The sequence below is a fragment of the Flavobacterium sp. 20NA77.7 genome (genome assembly GCF_031326205.1).
Classification (GTDB): Bacteria; Bacteroidota; Bacteroidia; order Flavobacteriales; family Flavobacteriaceae; genus Flavobacterium; species Flavobacterium nakdongensis.
On the sequence record NZ_CP133721.1, the window covers coordinates 2,100,965 to 2,122,660 of the forward strand.

Genomic DNA, 21,696 nt, shown 5'->3' on the forward strand with positions numbered 1-21,696 from the left:
TAAATATTTATTGTTTTTTTAAGGTCATATGGTATCGCTTTATTTTCATTGGTGTTTGTTTGCACAAACTTTTTGTTAATAGCGATTTCATAGATAAATTTTTTGTTACTTCAATTTCAATAATTCTTCTAATAATTGTCCTTCGCTTCCAGGCGCATGACCATTTTGTGTGAATACTATTTCACCATTTTTAACAATAATTAAATAGGGCACATTCGCTATACCTAAACTTCTTTTAAACTCTTGATTCGTATCTAAAAGAACTTCATACTCCCATGCTTTACCATTTACTAATGGCTTAACACGTTTTGTGGTTCTTGAATCATCTACAGAAACGGCTATGATTTGAACGTTTGATTTTGTTTGCCACTCTTCATAAACATCATTTATTGCATCTAATTCTTGAATGCATGGCGCACACCAAGTTGCCCAAAACGAAAAAACATATAATTTATCTTTTTCATTAAAATTGTTGGTGGTCGAAACAGATGTTCCTTCAATATTTTTAAGAGAAACGTTTGGGAGTTTTTTTTGTGACCATCCTATGACACAGAAAAACAAAAAGATAACTACTATATTTTTTTTCATTGTTCAAATTATTAATTTCATACAAATAAACCATTTTTTTTGTTTTATATGAAATAATTGACGTTATTTGTGATACAAACTACTAAAAAACAATCATTATTATGAAAAAACTTACTACATCAGCATTATTATTAGCTGCAATTTTATTAACTTCATGTGGCGGAAGCGATGACAATTCTGGAGGAAATGGAAACGGTGGTGGATCAACTCCTGTTACTCCCATAGCTGGAAAATTTACAAAAAATGTTTTAATTGAAGATTTTACAGGTACATGGTGTGGTTATTGTCCTCGTGTTGCTTATGGAATAGAAAAGGTATTAGAGCAAAATATTACAGCTGTACCGGTTGCTATTCATAGAGGTAATGACCCTTATAATTTTGCGGAAGGTTCAACTTTAGAATCTCAAATTAACTTAACGGGATACCCTACTGCAATGATTAACAGAACATTAGATTGGGCTTACCCAGAACCAAACAACACAATTCAAGTTAAAAATCAAACTGGACCCAATGCAGATTTAGGTATTGCTATGAATTCGACTGTAGCAAACGGAACAATAAATTTAGATGTTAAAGTTAAATTTGATGCTAACATGACTGGTTTAAAATTAGTTGTTTATGCTTTAGAAAACAATTTAATTTACAACCAAACTAACTATACTTCTTATTATGGTGGTGTTTCTACCATTCAAAATTTTGAACATGACAACGTTTTAAGAGCTAGTTTAACCAATATATTAGGTGATGCAATTACAAGTAACACAAATGATGGTGATATTTATACAAGAAATTTCACTGTTAATGTGCCTAGTAATGTTGCCAATGCATCGAATTTATCATTTGTTGCTTTTGTAATTGGAACTGATAACAAAGCAATTAATGTTAGAGCTGCTTTACCAAATGTAAATCAAACTTTTCAAGAAAATCAATAATAAAAAATATGTTAAAAAAGACGCATTAATGCGTCTTTTTTTTTTATCTAGTATTTTTAAGGTATTTTTGTTGTTCAAGATTTCTTTTATGAAAAGATTAATAACATTTGTTTTTATTATATTTTTTGCAACAGCAAATGCTCAATTGAGCAACAAACATTGGATTCCACCTTTACATTCAAGAGACGAAACGGCTATTGAAGGTCATTTTTTATATTTATCTACACCCGAGACCAATCCTTTTCAAGTTACAGTTACAACTGGAGATGGGGTGCCTGTAACAGGATCTCCATTTACAATTTCACAAAACACACCTGTGGTAGTGAATGTTGGTGTTGGCCAACCTACTAGTATGTTTTTAGACATGACAGATGTGAACATTGTAAAATCAGATAAAGGTTTAATTCTTCAAGGATCAAAGGATTTTTATGTGAGTTTTAGAATGCGAGCTGCAAATCATGCCGAAACATTAATCTCAAAAGGTCGTCCCGGTATTGGTACAAGTTTTAGATTAGGCAGTACACCTCAAGGAGGTGAAATTAGCCTTAGAAATTTCGTTTCCAGCGTAATGGCAACTGAAGATAACACAACCATTACATTATCAGATTACAATTCAAATGTTACGTTTGTTTCTGGTGCAGGCATACTAAATGATGATTCACAAACTTTTACTTTAAATGCAGGTCAAACAATTGTTTTTAGTGGATACGCCGATAATGTGAATAATCATACTGGATTTATTGGAGCGTTGCTTACCGCAACAAAACCAGTTGCAGTTAATACTGGTAATGCACACGGGGGTGTTTCAAATAATGGTTCGGACTTAACATTAGACCAAATTGTTTCTGCATCTCAAATCGGAACAGAATATATTTTTATTAGAGGTAATGGACTTGACGATATGGAAAATCCTTTACTAATTGCTAATGAAGACAATACAGATGTATTTGTTAATGGAAGCGCCACGCCCCTACAAACTCTTAATGCTGGAGATTTTTTAAGAATTCCCGCGTCTTATTACCAAGGCACAATAAATAAAAATATTTATGTAACTGCTTCTAAACCTGTTTTTGCTTATCAGCTTATTGGTGGTGCAGCTTCATATCCAACATCCGGCTTAAATTTTATTCCTCCATTAAGTTGCTTTTTTCAGAATTCTGTAAATTTACCAGCAGTAGATGCAATTGGATCAACTACATATAATAGTTCGTTAATGATTTTAACCTATTCATCGGCAACACTAACCGTGAATGGAGCAACAATTAGTGCTACTCAAGCTCAAACAGTTCTTGGAAACACGGACTGGGTTACTTATAGACTAAATGGTTATAGTGGAAATGTAAATGTAGTTTCTACAGGCCCTTTAGCGGTAGGTGTTTTTGGAGCAAGTGGTGCAGCGGGTTATGCAGGATATTATTCTGGATTTGGAAGTGCGCCACAAGATACAGACGTAGTGGTTTGTTCTTCAGCTACTAAAAATTTATTTGACGAAATAAGCGGGAATCCTGGAACAGGAGGAACATGGACTGTACCAGCAGGAGGCGCGCCTTTAAACGGGAACATATTCAACCCTGCTGTAAATATACCTGGGGAATATATTTATACGTTTACTAAAGATTGTAATGCTTCCCTCGTAACAGTAAGTGTAAAAGTCAATGTATCCGTTCAGCCTGGAAATAATCCCGGAATAAGCACAACAAAGAATACATGTATTAATGAATCAAGTTTTGACTTAATTTCACTTTTAGGAACAAATATTACGCCAGGCGGTACATGGTCTCCAGCTTTAGCAAGCGGAACAAGCATCTTTAATCCCGCAGTTGATACAAGTGGTATTTACACTTATACACTTCCAGCAACTGCTGTTTGTCCCGAATTAACAGCTTCTGTAACTGTTACGAATAATGCTTTGCCTGTTATAAATACTATTACTGACTTAGAAGAATGTGATACGAATGCAGATGGAGATGATACAAATGGACAAACCACTTTTACATTAACCAATAAAACTTCAGAAATTATAGGGTCATTAAGCAATATTATTGTTACGTACCATATTTCAAATACTGATGCAACATCTAATCTAAATCCAATAACTACATATGTGGGTGGAAATACAACTATATATGTTCGTATAACGAATAGCATAACTAATTGTTTCAATACCTCAAGCTTTTTGGCAAAAGTAACCCCAAAACCGATTGTCTTAAATGAGGTAAATTTAAAACAATGTGATGATGATACAGATGCAATAAGTACATTCAATTTAACAGAAGCTAATTCTATAATTACTTCTGGGACAAACTTAACTTTTACTTATTATGCCTTACAAGCTGATGCAATTAGCGGGACTAATGCAATTGCAAATAGCAGTAATTATATTTCAGCAAACAATGGTGTTGTTTGGACTAGAATTGTAAATGACAAAGGTTGTTTTAGAATTTCAAAAGTTAATTTATTAGTTTCCACAACACAAGTACCTAGTACTTTTAACATCGTTATGAATGAATGTGATGATTATATTAGTGCCACAGACCCAAGTGATGATGGTTATGATTATTTTAGTTTTACAAATGCAACCTCTACAATTTTAGCTTTGTTTCCTGGCAATCAAAACTTAACGGTTACATATTACACTTCACAAGCTAATGCATTAGCGGAAACAAATGCAATTACAAATCTAACCAACTTCAGAAATACAGTACCAAACCTTCAGGTTATATGGGTTCGTATAGATAGTAATTTATTTAACGATTGTGTGGGATTAGGACCATATATCTCATTAAAAGTAAATCCTTTACCTAATTTTGACCTGCCAGAAACGATGTTAGTATGTGTAAATCCTGTTACAGGAACAGGTAGTTATAGTATCAACGCTACACCTCAAACCCCAGGAGTTTATTCTTATGTTTGGACACCTACAAATCCATCACTAGATGCTTTTGGAAATCAAACCGCTTTTTTTAATGCACATCAAACAGGCACTTATTCGGTTGTTGTAACAAATACTGCTACAAACTGTATACGTCAAGATGAGATAGTAATTACCACTTCTTCTCCACCTGTATCGGTAACTGCGGTATTAATAACCCCTTTATTTAGCTCTGGTCTTTCAAGTATTCAGGCTAATGCAACAGGAGGATTTGGCGAATATGAATACAGTTTAGATGGTATAGATTGGCAAGACAGTCCAATTTTTACCAATTTAGAAAACGGGACTTATATTGTTCAAGTAAGAGATAAAGAGCATTGTGATATTCGTTTTTCAAATCCTATTCAAACTATTTCGTATCCAAATTTCTTTACACCAAATGGGGATAGTTACAATGATTTTTGGAACATAAACGGGTTAACTCCAAATTTTGAAGCCAAAATTTATATTTACGATCGCTATGGAAAATTAATAAAAAGATTGAAACCTAATGAAGTAGGCTGGGATGGAACATTCAATGGTCAGCCTTTAACTTCTACAGACTATTGGTTTAAAATTGAATACAAAGAAAATAATCAGTTCAAAGAGTTTAAATCCCATTTTTCATTAAAAAGATAATATGGAACCTTATATACATTCTGAAATAAAAAATGCTATTGGCTTTATTACATTTTTCCATCCTGCAGGAAATAGTTTCCCTAGTAAACAATTAGAAAAATTAGTAAGCACAATAAATGAGCTAGATACACATTCTGAAGTACAGATTCTTGTACTTCAAAGTGAAGGCAATACGTTTTGTGCAGGAGCTTCTTTTGATGAATTACTCCAAATTACAGATGTAACATCGGGTGAAAAATTCTTCGCAGGCTTTGCAAACGTTATCAATGCTATGCGAACTTGTTCTAAATTAATTATTGGAAAAGCACAAGGAAAAGCTGTGGGAGGTGGTGTTGGACTTTTAGCAGCATGTGATTATGTCATTGCTACTCCAGAAGCAGCAATAAAATTATCTGAATTAACTATTGGAATAGGCCCTTTTGTTATTGAACCTGCAGTGAGTAGAAAAATTGGGAAAACAGCGATGTCTGAACTAGCATTAACGGCAAATGAATGGAAAGACGCTAAGTGGGCATTTGAAAAAGGCCTCTATTCACAACTTGCTACCAAAGAAACTTTAGAGGAAGTAGCATTAACTTTAGCAACTCAATTAGCAAGTTACAATCGTGATGCGATTCGTGCTTTGAAAAACGTTTTTTGGGAAGGAACTTCACATTGGGAAACCTTATTACCCGAACGAGCAAAAATTTCTGGGGAACTTGTATTATCTAATTTTACAAAAAATGCATTAAAAGCATTCAAAAAATAAAGATTAGCTGGTTTTTAACCAACCTGTAATACTAAATCTTTCCCGCTTTACAGGCATTACTTCATGTTCCAGTTTTTGACTATCAAAAATAACAACACGCCCTTTCTCAGGATAAATGGTTATTGCTTCGTTGTCCTTATAAATTACTAATGCACCACCATATTCTGGCAACCAATTTTCATCATTTAAATAACAAACTAAAGATAATCTTCGTCGTTTATCATTTTGAAAAATATCTAAATGCCTTTTATAAAAAGTGCCTTCTGGATAAACAGCATAATGAAATTCCTTAGTAGATATTCCTAAAAAACAAGTAGCATTAAGGTACGCTACAAAATCTTGTACTTTACTAAAAAAAACAGCTGATGATGCTGTCTGATGTGCTTCATCTAACCACAAAATATAATCACCTCGAACAGCTTCAATAATTTTTTCGTCTATTTTATTACCAATAGCAGATTTTTTAAACTGTGTAGCAGCAAATGCATCATCTAAACCTTTACGAAGTGTATTAACTTCATCAGATGTAAAAAAATGATCTACAACAGCATATTCGTGTTCTAAAATTCCATCAATTATTGTTTCATAAAGATGATTACGATTCATGTTCTTTATTTTATTACAAATATAATTGATTTTTTAGCGATTATATTTATTAATTTTGTCGTTCAAAGACAATCTTATGAGTAAAATTAGAATTACTAAACAATTTAATTTTGAAACAGGCCATGCTCTTTTTGGCTATGACGGAAAATGTAAAAATGTTCACGGACATAGTTACAAATTATCTGTAACGGTAATTGGCGAACCTATTACAGACTCCTCAAATGTGAAATTTGGAATGGTAATAGACTTTGGTGATTTAAAAAAAATTGTAAAAGAAGAAATAGTAGATATCTTTGACCATGCTACAGTATTTAATCAAAATACACCTCATATTGAATTAGCAAAAGAATTAAAAGACAGAGGTCACCACGTAATTTTAGTAGATTACCAGCCTACCAGCGAGAATATGGTAATTGACTTTTCTACCAAAATCAAAAATCGTTTGCCGGATACTATAAAATTGTTTTCGCTTAAACTACAAGAAACGGAAACATCTTTTGCTGAATGGTATGCTAGTGATAATTTTTAATTACTACATTTGTTAAAAAAAGATTTTGAATCCAAAAAAAATATACTTTGCTTCCGACCAACATTTTGGTGCGCCAACTTCAGAAATTAGTTTTCCTAGAGAACAGAAATTTGTGCAATGGTTAGATGAAGTAAAAAAAGATGCTGAAGCCATTTTTTTATTAGGCGATTTATTTGATTTTTGGTTCGAATATAAAACGGTTGTTCCTAAAGGTTTTATTCGGGTTTTAGGAAAATTAGCCGAAATAAAAGATGCTGGAATTCCTATTTATTTCTTCGTTGGAAACCACGATTTATGGATGGGCGATTATTTTGAAAAAGAACTCAATATTCCTGTTTACCACGACAATAAAGAATTTACCTTTAACGGTAAAACGTTTTTAATAGGTCATGGTGACGGAAAAGGTCCTGGCGACATGGGTTACAAACGCATGAAAAAAGTATTTACCAATCCGTTTTCAAAATGGTTGTTTCGTTGGTTACATCCAGATATTGGGGTGAAATTAGCGCAATACTTGTCGATTAAAAACAAGCTTATTTCTGGTGCTGAAGATGTGAAATTTTTAGGTGAAGAAAACGAATGGCTGGTGCAATATTGCAAACGTAAATTAGAAACAAAGCATTATGATTTTTTTGTTTTTGGACACCGCCATTTACCTATGGAAATTACTTTAAATGAACAGTCAAAATACATCAACTTAGGCGATTGGATTGGCTATTTTACCTATGGCGTTTTTGATGGCGAAACATTTGAATTGAAAAAATACGAATAACAAAAGTGGTTTTGAAAACGAATTTGCGTTAGGGATGGAAGCGGCATCCTCCGATAAACAAAAACAAAAATTTATTTGTAGTTTTTGCTAATCGGAGATATAGCGTACAGCCCGACCCTTGTGGTAACGCCCGAAAATTACTTTTCTATTTGTAAATCTCTGAATTTTGGTGAAGCAACTGCAGTAGTTCCTACTACGAGTAAAGTCATAATGCCTCCAAAAACTACCGCATTTACTACTCCAAATAATTTAGAAGTTAGACCGCTTTCAAAGGCTCCTAATTCGTTTGAAGAACCCACAAAAATGGAATTTACGGATGAAACTCTTCCGCGCATATCATCGGGCGTATAAATTTGAAGAATTGTAGAACGAATGACCACAGAAAATCCATCGGTAACGCCACTTAAAAATAAAGCAATTACCGAGATCCAAAAGTTTTGGGATAATCCGAAAACGATAATACAAATTCCAAATCCGAAAACGGCTAATAGTAATTTTTTACCTGTATTTTTTTCGATGGAAAACATCGTAGAAGCCAGCATAGTTAGCAATCCACCAATAGCTGGCGCAGCTCTTAAAATTCCGAAACCTTCTGAACCTACTTGTAAAATATCTTGTGCAAAAATAGGCAATAAGGCTACGACACCGCCAAATAAAACCGCAAACATATCTAACGAAAGTGCGTTTAAAATAATTTTATTTTGAAATACAAATCTAATTCCAGCTTTTAAACTTTCCGTAATAGGTTCGCCAATTTTTTTATTTAAAATAGGTTTTTTACTGATTTGTAACAGCATAAAAATTCCTAAAAAAATAGAAATTGTCACGAAAATCATAGCATTGAAAACGCCAATTCCGCCAATTAAAAATCCAGCTAAAGCGGGACCGATTACGGCAGAAACTTGCCAAGACGAGCTGCTCCAAGTAGCCGCGTTGGTGAATTGTGTTTTTGGAACAATTAATCCTAACAAACTAAAAACAGATGGAATGATAAATGCCCGAATGATGCCACCTAAAAAAACTAAGGCATAAATGGCATATAAAAAGGGTTGTTTTCCAATGGTTTTAGCGGTTTCAGGATGAGTCAAATAACAAAATAAAATACTGATTGTTGCCGTTCCTGCAAAACATTTGAGCAGCATACTTCTTTTTTCGGATTGGTCTACAATGTGCCCGGCAAATAATGCCATAACTATAGCCGGAATTACTTCCATAAGTCCAATTAATCCTAATGACCAAGGGTCTTTGGTAATACGGTATACTTCCCATTCAATTAAGACAAATTGCATAGACCAAGCCAAGACAATGGCTAATCGCATAAGTATAAACCAACGAAATTCTGGTATTCGTAAGGCTGAAAATGGGTCTTTTTTTGTCATAGTTTTTTACCGCAAAGACGCGAATATTCTCGCAAAGGTCGCAAAAATTTTATTATTTAATATTCATTTTACTTTTTACCAAGCCCGTCATTTCGAGTGATTTTAGTAAGGAAAAACACTAATTTTTGCTTACTAAAATTGTATCGAGAACTATAGAAACGCTAGTTTTCAGTTGTTCTCGATATATTTTTTACAAAATAGCTTGGGCAATTTTATAAAAAACACTCGAAGTGACGATGTTGGAATTATTTAACACCTCAGACTTTCTACTTTTTTAATAACCATATAAGTTATGTAAGATAGTATAAGCAATTCGAATGATGTCTTTTTACTTTTCACTTTTTACTTTTAATTGGTTCTTACATCACGCAATTGCAATTGCAAACTAACCGTTCCGTTCCATTCGTTTTCTTCTAAAACATAAACGGATTCAAACGGATTTCTGTTTTTTACAACATCTATTTTAGCTCCAAGTCCAAAACCAATCGCATTAAAATTTGGCGAATTATTTTGTTTCACGAAGGCTTTTAAATGTTGCGCATCGTTACCCAATGTTTTAGCATAACCTGAATCGATAATATTTTTCGACAAAAAAACTGGTGTCATATTTTCTGGCCCAAAAGGTTCGAATTGTTTCAGCAAACGCATTAATTTCGAATTGATTTCGGACAATTCGATTTCGGTATCATAGGAAATTTCAGGAATTAATAAATCGGGATGAATGGTTTTTTTAACTTCATTTTCAAACGCATTTTTGAAATTTTCGTAATTTTCTTCTTTCAATGTCATCCCTGCAGCATACATATGTCCTCCAAATTGTTCCAAATGTTCGGCACACGCTTCTAACGCATTATACACGTCAAAATCTTTTACAGAACGTGCCGAAGCCGCTAATTTATCGCCACTTTTTGTAAATACGATAGTTGGACGATAATACTTTTCAACCAATCGAGATGCGACAATTCCGATGACTCCTTTGTGCCAATTTTCTTGATAAACAACCGTTGAAAATCGGTTTTGCTCGTTGTTTTCTTCGATTTGAAGTAACGCTTCTTTAGTAATTTGTTTGTCTAATTCTTTTCTGTCCGAATTATGTTGCTCAATTTCAGAAGCAAATTGTTCCGCTTGTTCTAAATTGTATTCGGTTAAAAGTGCCACGGCTTCGTTACCGTGTTTCACTCTTCCTGCAGCATTGATTCTTGGTGCTACGATAAAAACCACATCGGTAATGGTTAAGATTTTTTTCTTTACATTTTGAATTAAGGCTTTAATTCCTGGTCGCGGATTGGAATTAATCACTTCTAATCCAAATTTAGCTAAAACCCTATTTTCACCCGTAATTGGAACAATATCTGCAGCAATGGCAGTCGCTACCAAATCTAAATAAGGAAGCAAATCTTCAATAGTTTGGTTTCTGTTTTCGGCTAAAGCCTGAATCAATTTAAATCCGACACCGCAACCACATAATTCGTCATACGGGTAACTGCAATCAGTACGTTTTGGATCTAAAACTGCAATGGCATCTGGTAAAATATCGCCAGGTCGGTGATGGTCGCAAATGATGAAATCGATGTTTTTTGCTTTGGCATACGTTACGTGGTCAATCGATTTAATACCACAATCGAGTGCGATTATTAAAGACATATCGTTGTCTTCTGCATAGTCAATTCCGAGATATGAAATGCCGTAACCTTCGTTATATCGATCTGGAATGTATGTCGCCACATTGGGATAAAAACTTCGTAAATAACTCGAAACTAAAGAAACAGCGGTTGTCCCATCTACATCATAATCGCCAAAAACTAAAATATTTTCGTTATTGGCAATGGCTTTTTCGATACGAGAAACGGCTTTGTCCATATCTTTCATTAGATACGGATTGTGCAAATCTTCTAAAGTGGGACGGAAAAATGTTTTGGCTTGTTCGTAGGTTTCTATTCCTCTTTGAACTAATAAAGTAGCGATGATTTCATCTACTTGAAGGGCGTTTTGTAAGGCTTGTACTTTTTCTTTTTCTGGCTTTGATTTTAGATTCCAACGCATAGTTTTAAAAATTAGAATTTAGAAATTAGAATTCAGAACTTTAGTTTGAACTCTGTTATTTTGGCTTATAGTATTGAATGACAAAGGTATAAATATTTTTAATTTCAACCTCTGATTTCTTAGTTATAAGGATTAAATCCTTTGTAATCATGTAATCCGTGGCAAAAAATAATAGTTTAATTCGCTAAAATTTACTTTTTACTTGACTTGTAAAGGTTCGCCATCAAAATGAATGCTATCCCAACCGAAAATCATAAAATTCCTTATATTTTGATGGTCGGAAGCTTCTGGTGAGTTTAATACATCTTGATAGAAATCTCCGAATAACGATAACGTTTCTTCTTTGGTAAATTGCTGCAATTGAGCAAATGCAAAAATTTTACACAAACCGTTATTTTCACCAGCATTGTTTATTTGATTGCCGTTTTTGAAAGTCGTTGATGTGAACGTATAGTTTTCATCAATGAAAGCAATGGTTTCTGGGAAAGATTTTTTGTTGAGTAGATTTTTCATTTTTTAACTGATTATTTTAAACTCTTTCCCCCAACACAAACCACAATTTCCCCTTTTGCCGGTTTTGCTTCAAAGTGTTTTAAAACTTCTTCGGCAGTTCCACGTATGGTTTCTTCGTGTAATTTTGAGATTTCTCTGGAAACAGAAATGGGTCTATTGGCACCGAAATACTGAATAAATTCGGCTAAGGTTTTATTTAATTTGTGTGGCGATACATAAAAAATCATGGTGCGATATTCTTCTTGTAAAGCCAAAAAACGTGTTTGTCTTCCTTTTTTATCGGGTAAAAAGCCTTCGAAAACGAATTTATCATTCGGTAAACCGCTATTTACCAAAGCCGGTACAAAAGCTGTCGCTCCAGGTAAACAATCTACTTCAATTCCGTTTTCCACACAAGCGCGAGTTAATAAAAATCCAGGATCAGAAATGGCTGGGGTTCCTGCATCGGAAATTAATGCAATCGTTTCGCCTGCTTGAATGCGTTTCACTACGTTTTCAACTGTTTTGTGTTCGTTGTGCATGTGGTGGCTGTGCATGTGCGTGGTAATTTCAAAATGTTTGAGTAATTTTCCACTTGTTCGTGTGTCTTCGGCTAAAATTAAATCAACTTCCTTCAAAACGGCAATCGCTCTAAAAGTCATGTCTTCTAAATTGCCAATTGGCGTAGGAACTATGTATAATTTACTCATTTATTTTGGTTAGTAGTTAATCGTTTTTACAAAATTCAAATACGTTTAACTAATTAAACTTTTGTTCGACTATTTCTAAAAAACGCGTCTCAAATTCTTCTTTTCCTGCCCAATTATTATAATCTGGTTTTACAAAATCTAAAACAAATGATCTTGCTTCTTCTAAATTTGTAAAGGTGTTTAATTGTGAAAGCACTCTGTTTAAGTCATCTGTATTCCCTGCAAATAGATTTTTTTCAAATGCAATTCTATCGTTCAAAGCTAAAACTATAGCTTTTCCATGCACCACTTCTTCTTTAGTTGTTTCTTCTGTTTTTTCTTCTTCAAAAGATAGTGCTGGTGACTCCATTTCAATTTCGTTAGCAACTGAGGGTTCAACAATTTCTTGTTTCACAGGAGAAGCGGCAACCGAATTATCATCTTTTTTTACAAATTCTGTTTCTTTATAATCGTGAACTAAAATATCGTCTAAACTAATTTGTTTGGAAACGGTTGTGCCAATAATACTGGTGTCTTTTTTAGGAACTTCCTTCGCTTCATGTACTATTTCTTCAATAAGCGGCACTTCTTCTCTTTCTACTTCATTTTCAATTGGTTCCTCTTCAATTTCAAGCTTTTCTTCCAAAGGTAAACTTTGTACAGGTGCCTCTTGAATCACTTCGTTTGAAAAAAATTCTTCTTCCATTTCTTGAATATGAGCTGGAGCAGCAAATTCTACTTCGTCTACTTCATCTTCATCTACTTCAATAACACCTACAACTGTTTTTTCTAGTTTTTCTTCAAAAACAGTGTCAGGTATTTCATTTGTAACTAACTCAAAATTTTCTTCATAAAAACGCAATACGGTTAATTGTTCATACAATTTCTTTACCTCATCCTGTAATTGTGCTGTTTCTTTATAATTGTTAAGTTTTAATAAGCGATGTGCTATGCTAATTAATTCTCCTTCAATTTTTTTCTTCATAAGTTTGGTGTTTTTATAGTTATCATTTATACTGTAAATAGCTTGTTTTCAAAACATTTACTTTCACTAGTCCTTAGTTTAAGGCTGTTTTATAACTTTTTATAAAACTAGATTTAGGTATAAACGAATTTTTAATACATTTGTTTGTTTTACAAAGGTAAAATAATTTCAAATTTAAAACACGAAATATATAAAATGTTTCTCGAAAATACGGTAAATCAAGAAGAACAATTTGGTTGGATAGAAGTCATTTGTGGTTCTATGTTTTCTGGTAAAACAGAAGAATTAATTAGACGTTTAAAAAGAGCACAATTTGCTAAACAAAAAGTGGAAATTTTTAAACCCGCCATTGACACTCGTTACCACGATGAAATGGTAGTTTCTCATGACGCTAATGAAATTCGTTCTACCCCTGTTCCTGCAGCTGAGAACATTAGAATATTAGCCCAAGGATGTGATGTTGTAGGAATTGATGAGGCTCAATTTTTTGATGATGAAATTATTACTATTTGCAATGACTTAGCTAATAGTGGCATTCGTGTAATTGTAGCTGGTTTAGACATGGACTTTAAAGGAAATCCATTTGGCCCTATGCCTGCCTTAATGGCTACTGCCGAATATGTAACCAAAGTTCATGCGGTTTGTACACGAACAGGAAACTTAGCCCATTACAGTTACAGAAAAGCGGCGAGTGAAAACTTGGTTTTGCTAGGAGAAACAGAAGAATATGAACCTTTAAGCAGAGCTGCCTATTACAAAGCAATGCGTGAACAAAAAGAAGAAGAATAATGACTATTTCTACTTTTTTTATTGAAGAAACATTAAACACATCGTTTTCAAATCATGCTGAAAATGTAGAATTTGATCATATTTCAATTGATAGTCGGTCGCTACAAAATAGTGCAACTACCTTATTTTTTTGCTTAAAAGGTCAAAATCATGATGCGCATGAATTTATCGCATCTCTAATTTTCAAAGGTGTTTCTTACTTTATCGTAGAATATATTCCTGCTGAATTTGAAGATAAAGCCCATTTTTGTGTGGTGCAAGATAGTGCCAAAGCCTTACAAAAAATGGCAACAGCTTATAAAAAAGCTTTTTCAATAGAAACAATTGGAGTTACTGGTAGCAACGGAAAAACGATAGTAAAAGAATGGCTAAATTTTCTATTAAGTCCAGATTACGCAATAGTCCGAAGCCCTAAAAGTTATAATTCGCAAGTGGGAGTGCCGCTTTCTATTTTTGGGATTAATGAAAAACATAATTTAGGCATTTTTGAAGCGGGCATTTCAGAAAAAGGCGAAATGGATGCTTTAGCAACTATTATTCAGCCAAATATAGGGGTGTTTACCCATTTAGGAACAGCTCATGACGAGGGTTTTCAAAACACCGAACAAAAATTAATTGAAAAATTAAAACTTTTTAAAAATTGTAAAGTCGTTATTCTTGAAAAGAATGATTTTGTTGAAAAACATTTAAATTGTTCGTCCTTTACGTGGAGTTTTGAAAATAAAAATGCAGATGTTGTAGTGCTTTCTAAAGAAAAAAAGGAGCAAAAAACACATATTACACTAAAGTATCAAAACAACTCTTTTAGTATTTGGATCCCATTTACCGAAGAATCAGCAGTGGAAAATAGTTTAACTTGTATAGCTTCAATGCTTTATCTTGGGATTATACCAGAAGTTATTGGCTCACGTATTTCACAATTATATGCAGTTGAAATTAGACTTCAGGCAAAAAAAGGAATCAATAATTGCTTACTCATTGACGATAGCTTTTCGAGTGATTACCAGTCATTAAAAATTGCCTTGGATTTTTTAGACCAACAAAAATTACATCAAAAAAAGACAATTATACTATCAGATATTTTTCAGAGCGGCTTAGACCCAAAACAATTATACACCAATGTAATTAAGGCGTTACAAAACAGCAAAATTGATAGAATAATTGCTATAGGTGAAACCATTAGTGCTCAATTAAAAGATTTGCCAAATGTATTTTGTTTCCCTTCAACACTCGTTTTTTTACAGCAGTTTAATACCCAATCCTTTCAAAATGAAACGATACTTGTTAAAGGTGCGAGAAATTTTCATTTTGAAGAAATTATTGTGCTTCTTGAGGAGAAAAAACACGAAACCAAACTAGAAATTAATTTAGATGCACTAACGGCTAATTTAAATTATTATAAGAGCAAACTTAAACCAGAAACTAAAATTATGGTTATGGTGAAAGCGTTTGGATATGGAAGCGGTGGCTATGAAATTGCTAAACATTTAGAACATCTAAAAGTTGCTTATTTAGGGGTTGCATTTGCCGATGAAGGAATCGAATTAAGAAAAGCAGGAATTACACTTCCTATTATGGTGCTAAATCCTGAGAACAGTAGTTTTAATGCCATCATTGCTTATAATTTGGAACCTGAAATTTATTCTTTAAATGGATTAAAATCCTTTCTTGAATTAGCAAAACAAAAAAATCTACATCAATACCCAATACATATTAAAATAGATACGGGTATGCATCGTTTAGGTTTCAATACTGCAGAAATTGAGCCGTTGATTCAGTTGATACATCAAAACAATTTAGTTCAAGTAAAAAGTATATTTTCACATTTAGCCGCTAGTGATGATGTAAATGAAAAAGCGTTTACCTTAAAACAAATTGAACTTTTCTCAGACGCATATACTATTATAACAAGTGCAATTCAATACAAACCAACTCGCCATATACTAAACACTTCTGGGATTTTTAACTATGCCGAATATCAATTTGAAATGGTTCGATTAGGTATTGGTATTTATGGTTTTGGAAATTCTGAAGAGGAGTATAAACAGTTAGAAAATGTGAGTACGTTAAAAAGTATTATTTCACAAATTAGATCCATAGATGCTGGAGAAAGCATCAGTTATAACCGAAAATTTATTGCCCCTAAAAAAATGAATATCGCCACCATTCCTGTTGGCTATGCCGATGGTATAAGACGTGCTTGGGGCAATGAAAAGGGATATGTACTCATTAACCAACAAAAAGCCACTATAGTTGGTACTATTTGTATGGACATGCTTATTGTTGATGTAACAAACATTGATTGTCAAGAAAATGATGAAGTAATTGTTTTTGGTACACAACCTTCTATAGTAGAAATGGCAAAAGTCATTGGTACCATTCCATACGAAATTATTACAGGTATTTCACAGCGTGTGCCACGTGTTTTTTATAAAAATTAAGTAATTTTTTTTACTTTCGTTTCAAACATTTAATATCATTTACTATGCTCAAAGAATTTAAAGAATTTGCCATGCGTGGCAATGTAGTCGATTTAGCAGTAGGGGTTATAATCGGTGGTGCTTTTGGAAAAATTGTTAGCTCCTTTATTGAAGACGTTATTACTCCCTTAGTACTTAAGCCAGCTTTAGAAGCTGCAAACCTTACTAAAATAGAAGAATTAACCATTTTTGGAGGAGTAAAATACGGCATGTTTCTTTCTGCTATAATTAACTTTATTATCGTTGCCTTTGTTTTGTTTTTACTTATCAAAGGGATGAATGCCGCAAAGAAAAAAGAAGCTCCGGTACCTACTATACCTAAAGGTCCTTCTCAAGAAGAACTATTAACCGAAATTAGAGATTTATTGAAAAAATAAATTGTACAAAAAAGCTGTTTCTCTCGAAACAGCTTTTTTAACAAACAAAACTATGATTAAGCCATAATATCAGTTGTTTTTCTATCTCGTAGCCAATATTTTACTCGTTTCACCAAGTAAAACATTACAGGCACCATAACTAATGTTAATACCGTAGCATACGTTAATCCAAAGATAATAGTCCAAGCTAATGGTCCCCAGAAAATTACATTATCACCACCCATATATAAATGAGGATTTAATTCGGTAACTAATGAAAAGAAATCGAAGTTCAAACCTATAGCTAAGGGAATTAACCCTAACACTGCAGTTAATGCCGTTAATAAAACAGGTCTTAAACGAGATTTCCCAGATTCAATAATTATTTCTTTTATTTCTTCTAAAGATAAGTCATCATGGCTTTGTAAGTTATTATCTGCTACTTTTTTATCTAATAACAACACAAAGAAGTCCATTAATACAATACCATTTTTTACCACTATTCCCGCAAGCGAAATAATCCCCATCATAGTCATTAAGATGACGAAATCCATATTGGCAATTACATAACCATAGAAAACCCCACTAAAGCTTAATAATACAGTAAATAAGATTACCATTGTTTTTGAAACAGAGTTAAATTGAAGCACAATAATAATGGTAATCCCAGCTAATGCTAAAAACAATGCATACATCAAGAAACTTTGATTTTTACCTTGCTCTTCTTGCACTCCAGAAAACGAATAACTTATTGATTTAGGAAACTCATACGCTTTCAATTCTTCCCCAATTTGTTTGGTAATTTCATCTCCATTATAACCCGTTAACACATTAGAATAAATTGTCATGATGCGTTTTTGGTTTTTTCTTTTAATTTGGTTATATGTAGTCGTTTTTTTCGTTTCTGAAACCGCAGAAATAGGCACTTGCATCATTTGTCCATTATTTTGATTTCTGAAAGTTAAAGATTGATTGAACAATACATCTTCATTTTTACGTTGGTCATCTTGCATACGCATGGTAATGTTGTAATCGTCATCACCTTCTTTATAGGTGGAAATTTCTTGTCCATATACAGAACGACGCAAATTAAACCCTAATTGCCCTGTTGAGACACCTAAACTTCCCGCACTTACACGATCTACTTTTACTTCTAACTCGGGACTATCTTTATTTACATCCACACTTAAACGTTCAATGCCTGAAATATTTTTAGAATTGATAAACGCAATCATTTTATCTGCTTCAACTAGCATTTCTTGATAATCAGAACCTGTTAATTGAATACTTATAGGGTATCCTGCTGGCGGTCCATTCGCATCTTTTTCTACGGTAACTTTTGCTCCAGCAATTCCTTTAACTTTTGCTCTAATTTCATCTAATACATCAGACGTATTTACGCCTTGTCTAAATTTAAATTCAGAGAAATTAACCGTTACTTTTCCTTTATAAGGTGTCTCTGAAGCCGAACCAGCATCTACATTTGGGTTTCCAGCACCTACGCCTACTTGAGACACAATAGACTCTGCCAAATAATTTTTATTTGTTTTTTTATCCACATATTTATCTAAAATTGAAATCACTTGTTTTTCAACAAATAGAGTGGCTTTATTTGTCTTTTCAATATCGGTTCCTTGGGGATATTCAATATATGTGATTACCTGATTTGGAATATTATCTGGGAAAAACAAGACTTTTCTAGGGAAAATTCCTAACAACATAAAAGAGAAGAACAACATCCCAATGATAGTTACTAATGCCAACCAAGCTCTTTTACCTGTTAAAATTTTAGCTAAGAAATTTTTATACTTATCTTCCATTTTTGGGAAAAAGTTATGCTGAAAATCTTGCGTCCATTGGTATAATTTGATTTTATATAACCACATTAATCCTAATGAAATAATAGCCAAATGTCCAATTGCTTTTGCAAAAGTAGAATCAGTTAAATGTCCTAATAGCACAAATACAATTCCAACTACACTGAATATAATTGTATATAACTTGGCTGATTTATTTGAAACATTTCTATCTTCAGTATCCATAGAACCACCTGTCATAGCTGCATTGACAACCATTGCCACAAATAATGATGCGGTTAGTGTTACCGTTAAGGTTATTGGAAAATATTTCATAAATTTTCCCATTGTTCCGGGCCATAAGGCAAAAGGTAAAAATGCCATTAAGGTGGTGGCTGTAGAAGAAATTACAGGCCAAGCTATTTCACCAATACCAATTTTAGAAGCTGAAACTTTGTCCATGCCTTTTTTCATATTAGCAAATACATTATCTACAACTACAATCCCATCATCTACGAGCATACCTAATCCCATAACTAATCCAAAAAGAACCATCGTATTTAAGGTTAAACCAAAAGCATTTAATATTGTAAATGCCATCAACATTGAAAGTGGAATAGCTGCTCCTACAAACAACGAATTTCGTAATCCCATGGTAAACATTAAGACAATCATTACTAATACAATTCCAAAAATGATATGATTAGATAATTCGTCTACTTGATGCTCAACACGAGAAGATTGATCATTTGAAAGTTCAATAATTAAGTTTGATGGTAAATAAGAGGCTTTTGCTTTTTCTAACTTTTCTTTTACTTGCTCAATAGCAGAAATCATATTTTGGTTTGAACGTTTTTTTACATTCAGCATCACTACTTCCTGACCTTTTTCACGCGCATACGTTGTTTTTTCTTTTTCTTTAAAACGGATAGATGCTATATCTTTTAAGTAAACCGTCCCTCCAAATGATTTAACAATAACGTTTTCTAATTCTTTTGGGTCTTTAATTTCTCCAACAATTCTAATATTATTTCTAGAGCCTTGCGAAATTAAATTTCCACCCGACAGCGTCATATTTTCATATTTAACCGCATTTTGAATTTCATCAAATGAAACTTTTGCAGCCGTCATTTTGAATATGTCAACAGCGATTTCTACTTCTTTATCATCTACACCTAAAATATCAACTTTTTTAACTTCTGGTATTTCTTCAATATCATCTTGCAATAATTCGCCATATTTTTTTAATTGCTGTGTGGTATAATTACCCTTCAAATTGATATTCAGAATTGGCACTTCCTCCGAAATATTTAATTCGAAAACACTTGGTTCTACCTTACTTCCATTGTCTAAATTTGGCCAATCTGAATCTGCTTTTTTAATATCAACTTTGTCTTTAATTTTAGTTTTAGCCTCTTCAATTCCAACTTTATCAGCAAACTCGACAATTATCATTCCATAATCTTGAAAAGAACTTGATGTGATTTTCTCTACTCCAGAAATATTTTTAATTTCTTTTTCTAATGGTTTAATGATTAATTTTTCTACGTCTTCGGCAGAATTTCCAGGGAAAATTGAAGAAATATAAATTTTATTCTCAATTATTTCAGGAAAATCTTCACGAGGCATGGTAACATAGGCTATTACTCCTGTAATAACAATAAGTAGCGTCAAGATATACACTGTAACTCTATTATCTACAGCCCAACTTGATATTCCGAATTCTTTATTTTTGTGTGACATATATTTTAGTTTCAGGCTTCAAGTTTAAGGTTTAAGCGTTTTGTGAACAACTTGAAACCTTAAACTTGAAACAATTATATTTTAGAAATTAAGTTTCATTCCATCTGCAATACTTGTAGCTCCCTCGGTAATTATTTTATCATTTACAGCTAATCCACTTATAATTTCGGTTACATTATCTGATGATTTACCTACTTTTACTACAACTTTTTTAGCCACTGCTTTAGCACCATTTACTTGTGTAGCTACAAAAACAAACTTATTATGAGCCGCGTCTTCTTGTACTACGTTTGTAGGAACAACGATAGCATTTTTAACCGTATAATCAATAATTTTAAGTTTTGCGACTTGATTTGGTCGTAATAAATTATCTGGGTTTGGTAAACTTACCTCAATGCCAAAACTTCTGTTATTAGGATTAATAAAATTTCCTACTTGGCGTACTTTTCCTTTATACGTTTTTCCTAATGATGTTAAATATACATCTACCAATGTGCCCGGTTTTAATTTTCCGATATAGGCTTCAGGAACTGTTGTTTCAACATACATATTTGCTAAATTTACAATGCGCATTAATCCTTGTGGATTAGGAGCAACTACCTGACCTCTTTCTACAAAAACCTCATCAATTGTTCCTGAAAAAGGGGCACGAATTATCGTTTTTGCAACTTGAGCTCTCATTTGTGCTACAGCTTTTTGAGCCGATATCATTTGTGTTTGAGCTTGTAAATATTGAATCTCAGAACCAATTTTTTTATCCCAAAGATTTTTTTGTCTTTCAAAAGTTGTTTTAGCCAGTGCATATTGATTTTCAATGCTAGCTAATTGTTGTCCCATTCCTGCATCATCAATTTTTCCTAAAACTTGACCTTTTGCAACTCGTTGACCTGCTTTTACATTTAGAGTTACTAATGTGCCGCTAAATTCGGGTTGAATTAAGATATTTTCTTTTGTATCAACACTTCCTTGAATTTCTAAATAATGGTTGAAAACAGTATCTTTAAGTGTAATTAAAGAAACTAATGTTTCGGTTTCAGCAGTTTTATCTCCTGCTAAGGCAGCATTAATTTTTGTTAACTCAGCTTGAAGCTCAGTCTTTCTTTTAGTTAATTCTGTTTTATTCTTATCTTTTATCAAATCATCTGTAGATTTTTGACCACAAGACAAGACAACTAAAGCAGTTAAGGTTAAAGCTATTTTTTTCATTTGTTTATGTTTT

At 33.0% G+C, this 21,696-nt stretch carries 17 protein-coding genes; 8 read left to right on the top strand and 9 right to left on the bottom strand.

Translation table 11 applies throughout. The annotated features are described in order from the left end of the window. Positions 1-105 precede the first annotated feature (105 nt). Positions 106-588: a TlpA family protein disulfide reductase gene (locus tag RF683_RS09390; RefSeq protein WP_309532028.1), complete on the bottom strand. Its 483-nt coding sequence runs from the start codon at positions 586-588 to the stop codon at positions 106-108. Between the two features lie 101 nt (positions 589-689). Between RF683_RS09390 and RF683_RS09395 the strand changes: the two genes are divergently transcribed. The 3 genes from RF683_RS09395 to RF683_RS09405 all read left to right on the top strand — a co-directional run bounded on the left by RF683_RS09395 (position 690) and on the right by RF683_RS09405 (position 5,818). Then, positions 690-1,520, top strand: a complete 831-nt coding sequence (locus tag RF683_RS09395; RefSeq protein ID WP_309532029.1) for an Omp28-related outer membrane protein — start codon at positions 690-692, stop codon at positions 1,518-1,520. Between the two features lie 88 nt (positions 1,521-1,608). After that, positions 1,609-5,070 carry a T9SS type B sorting domain-containing protein gene (locus RF683_RS09400; RefSeq protein ID WP_309532030.1) on the top strand — a complete coding sequence of 1,154 codons (3,462 nt, stop codon included), beginning with the start codon at positions 1,609-1,611 and terminating at the stop codon, positions 5,068-5,070. Between the two features lies 1 nt (position 5,071). Next, positions 5,072-5,818 carry an enoyl-CoA hydratase/isomerase family protein gene (locus RF683_RS09405; RefSeq protein ID WP_309532031.1) on the top strand — a complete coding sequence of 249 codons (747 nt, stop codon included), beginning with the start codon at positions 5,072-5,074 and terminating at the stop codon, positions 5,816-5,818. A 3-nt stretch (positions 5,819-5,821) separates the two neighbouring features. On the opposite strand, the gene RF683_RS09410 is transcribed toward RF683_RS09405, so the two are convergent. Then, positions 5,822-6,424, bottom strand: a complete 603-nt coding sequence (locus tag RF683_RS09410; protein WP_309532032.1) for a 2OG-Fe(II) oxygenase — start codon at positions 6,422-6,424, stop codon at positions 5,822-5,824. 76 nt (positions 6,425-6,500) lie between these two features. Here RF683_RS09410 and RF683_RS09415 point away from each other — a divergent pair, with 76 nt between their 5' ends. Continuing rightward, a complete protein-coding gene (locus RF683_RS09415) occupies positions 6,501-6,953 on the top strand; it encodes a 6-pyruvoyl trahydropterin synthase family protein (RefSeq protein WP_309532033.1) in 453 nt (150 codons plus the stop codon). 22 nt (positions 6,954-6,975) lie between these two features. Continuing rightward, a complete protein-coding gene (locus RF683_RS09420; RefSeq protein WP_408733701.1) occupies positions 6,976-7,725 on the top strand; it encodes a UDP-2,3-diacylglucosamine diphosphatase in 750 nt (249 codons plus the stop codon). Positions 7,726-7,862: 137 nt separating this feature from the next. On the opposite strand, the gene RF683_RS09425 is transcribed toward RF683_RS09420, so the two are convergent. The 5 genes from RF683_RS09425 to RF683_RS09445 form a co-directional block, all read right to left on the bottom strand. After that, on the bottom strand, positions 7,863-9,104 hold the full coding sequence (locus RF683_RS09425) for an MFS transporter (protein ID WP_309532035.1): 1,242 nt from the start codon (positions 9,102-9,104) through the stop codon (positions 7,863-7,865). A 348-nt stretch (positions 9,105-9,452) separates the two neighbouring features. Then, positions 9,453-11,147, bottom strand: a complete 1,695-nt coding sequence (gene recJ / locus RF683_RS09430) for a single-stranded-DNA-specific exonuclease RecJ (RefSeq protein WP_309532036.1) — start codon at positions 11,145-11,147, stop codon at positions 9,453-9,455. Positions 11,148-11,345: 198 nt separating this feature from the next. Further along, the gene (locus RF683_RS09435) at positions 11,346-11,660 is read right to left on the bottom strand and encodes a HopJ type III effector protein (protein ID WP_309532037.1); all 315 of its coding nucleotides are present in this window, start codon (positions 11,658-11,660) and stop codon (positions 11,346-11,348) included. 11 nt (positions 11,661-11,671) lie between these two features. Next, a complete protein-coding gene (rsmI, locus tag RF683_RS09440) occupies positions 11,672-12,349 on the bottom strand; it encodes a 16S rRNA (cytidine(1402)-2'-O)-methyltransferase (protein WP_309532038.1) in 678 nt (225 codons plus the stop codon). A gap of 49 nt (positions 12,350-12,398) precedes the next feature. Continuing rightward, complete coding sequence (locus RF683_RS09445; protein ID WP_309532039.1) at positions 12,399-13,313, bottom strand: hypothetical protein; 915 nt, start codon at positions 13,311-13,313, stop codon at positions 12,399-12,401. Positions 13,314-13,508: 195 nt separating this feature from the next. Between RF683_RS09445 and RF683_RS09450 the strand changes: the two genes are divergently transcribed. From RF683_RS09450 to mscL, 3 genes are read left to right on the top strand one after another with little or no spacing between them, the layout of a single operon-like run. Beyond that, positions 13,509-14,102, top strand: a complete 594-nt coding sequence (locus RF683_RS09450; protein WP_309532040.1) for a thymidine kinase — start codon at positions 13,509-13,511, stop codon at positions 14,100-14,102. Then, complete coding sequence (locus tag RF683_RS09455) at positions 14,102-16,543, top strand: bifunctional UDP-N-acetylmuramoyl-tripeptide:D-alanyl-D-alanine ligase/alanine racemase (protein WP_309532041.1); 2,442 nt, start codon at positions 14,102-14,104, stop codon at positions 16,541-16,543. Before RF683_RS09450 ends, RF683_RS09455 begins: the two co-directional genes overlap by 1 nt. Positions 16,544-16,587: 44 nt before the next feature. After that, the gene (gene mscL / locus RF683_RS09460) at positions 16,588-16,959 is read left to right on the top strand and encodes a large conductance mechanosensitive channel protein MscL (RefSeq protein WP_309532043.1); all 372 of its coding nucleotides are present in this window, start codon (positions 16,588-16,590) and stop codon (positions 16,957-16,959) included. A gap of 56 nt (positions 16,960-17,015) precedes the next feature. Here mscL and RF683_RS09465 read toward each other — a convergent pair whose 3' ends face one another. After that, the gene (locus RF683_RS09465; protein ID WP_309532044.1) at positions 17,016-20,477 is read right to left on the bottom strand and encodes an efflux RND transporter permease subunit; all 3,462 of its coding nucleotides are present in this window, start codon (positions 20,475-20,477) and stop codon (positions 17,016-17,018) included. 81 nt (positions 20,478-20,558) lie between these two features. Further along, complete coding sequence (locus RF683_RS09470) at positions 20,559-21,683, bottom strand: efflux RND transporter periplasmic adaptor subunit (RefSeq protein ID WP_309532046.1); 1,125 nt, start codon at positions 21,681-21,683, stop codon at positions 20,559-20,561. Between the last annotated feature and the right edge of the window lie 13 nt (positions 21,684-21,696).

Coding starts and splice junctions, on each gene's coding strand:
- RF683_RS09415 (WP_309532033.1), top strand. CDS start 6,501: ATGAGTAAAATTAGAATTACTAAACAATTTAATTTTGAAACAGGCCAT.
- RF683_RS09455 (WP_309532041.1), top strand. CDS start 14,102: ATGACTATTTCTACTTTTTTTATTGAAGAAACATTAAACACATCGTTT.
- mscL (WP_309532043.1), top strand. CDS start 16,588: ATGCTCAAAGAATTTAAAGAATTTGCCATGCGTGGCAATGTAGTCGAT.
- RF683_RS09405 (WP_309532031.1), top strand. CDS start 5,072: ATGGAACCTTATATACATTCTGAAATAAAAAATGCTATTGGCTTTATT.
- RF683_RS09435 (WP_309532037.1), bottom strand. CDS start 11,660: ATGAAAAATCTACTCAACAAAAAATCTTTCCCAGAAACCATTGCTTTC.
- RF683_RS09450 (WP_309532040.1), top strand. CDS start 13,509: ATGTTTCTCGAAAATACGGTAAATCAAGAAGAACAATTTGGTTGGATA.
- rsmI (WP_309532038.1), bottom strand. CDS start 12,349: ATGAGTAAATTATACATAGTTCCTACGCCAATTGGCAATTTAGAAGAC.
- RF683_RS09390 (WP_309532028.1), bottom strand. CDS start 588: ATGAAAAAAAATATAGTAGTTATCTTTTTGTTTTTCTGTGTCATAGGA.
- RF683_RS09395 (WP_309532029.1), top strand. CDS start 690: ATGAAAAAACTTACTACATCAGCATTATTATTAGCTGCAATTTTATTA.
- RF683_RS09465 (WP_309532044.1), bottom strand. CDS start 20,477: ATGTCACACAAAAATAAAGAATTCGGAATATCAAGTTGGGCTGTAGAT.
- RF683_RS09410 (WP_309532032.1), bottom strand. CDS start 6,424: ATGAATCGTAATCATCTTTATGAAACAATAATTGATGGAATTTTAGAA.
- RF683_RS09445 (WP_309532039.1), bottom strand. CDS start 13,313: ATGAAGAAAAAAATTGAAGGAGAATTAATTAGCATAGCACATCGCTTA.
- RF683_RS09470 (WP_309532046.1), bottom strand. CDS start 21,683: ATGAAAAAAATAGCTTTAACCTTAACTGCTTTAGTTGTCTTGTCTTGT.
- recJ (WP_309532036.1), bottom strand. CDS start 11,147: ATGCGTTGGAATCTAAAATCAAAGCCAGAAAAAGAAAAAGTACAAGCC.
- RF683_RS09425 (WP_309532035.1), bottom strand. CDS start 9,104: ATGACAAAAAAAGACCCATTTTCAGCCTTACGAATACCAGAATTTCGT.
- RF683_RS09400 (WP_309532030.1), top strand. CDS start 1,609: ATGAAAAGATTAATAACATTTGTTTTTATTATATTTTTTGCAACAGCA.